Origin of the sequence: Lentibacillus halophilus (assembly GCF_039522485.1) — a bacterium.
GTDB lineage: Bacteria > Bacillota > Bacilli > Bacillales > Amphibacillaceae > Lentibacillus > Lentibacillus halophilus.
In genome coordinates this window covers 1-552 of the sequence record NZ_BAAADM010000025.1, presented here as the reverse complement: position 1 = coordinate 552, position 552 = coordinate 1, and the positions used below count along the sequence as shown (strand labels likewise).

Here is a 552-nt window from a genome sequence, read left to right as displayed (position 1 = left end):
TTTTGTCAGGTTCCGGGTTTTGGAACGTGACGAAAATATGCAGGCCACCAAGCGACAGCGCGGTAGCCGGAAGAAGTGTACAAAAATAGAGTGCTCGATATATTGGTGTGACAACCACATCGAGAAAAGATTGACACATACGATCGTATCGCGGTTTAACACAAACAACGACGCTAGTGGTAAAATAAACATGCCCCACAGTACAACGTTAATCACCATTTGGCCCCTTTCTGCTTGGCTGACAAAGCAGCTGTTTTCCGTATGTTTTCCTGAATGTGCTGATTTGATTCTAAGTGGAAGATTTTCGGCCGCCGCCGAAAATCAACTGCCTTTAAGCATAAACGCGCGCCATTCTGGTGGACGTCGCGCAGTAAAGGGACCACCTCGCTCAACTCTCCGGGACAGTCGCGCGATAACCGAAAAACGCGCGCAGTTTGAGGTGAAACTCACGCAATGATGGAACATGTCGCGTAGCTAAAGTGATATTGTCCCCATAAAATAGACAACATTAAAATCGTGCAACCATGTATGTTAGTTTGTTGATGGGGAGGC

At 46.9% G+C, this 552-nt stretch carries 1 protein-coding gene; it reads left to right on the top strand.

Annotated elements, in window-relative coordinates:
* Positions 1-457, top strand: a 457-nt coding sequence (locus ABDZ72_RS04940; RefSeq protein ID WP_343751525.1) for a hypothetical protein, incomplete at its 5' end; no start/stop codon positions are given.
* Positions 458-552 lie beyond the last annotated feature (95 nt).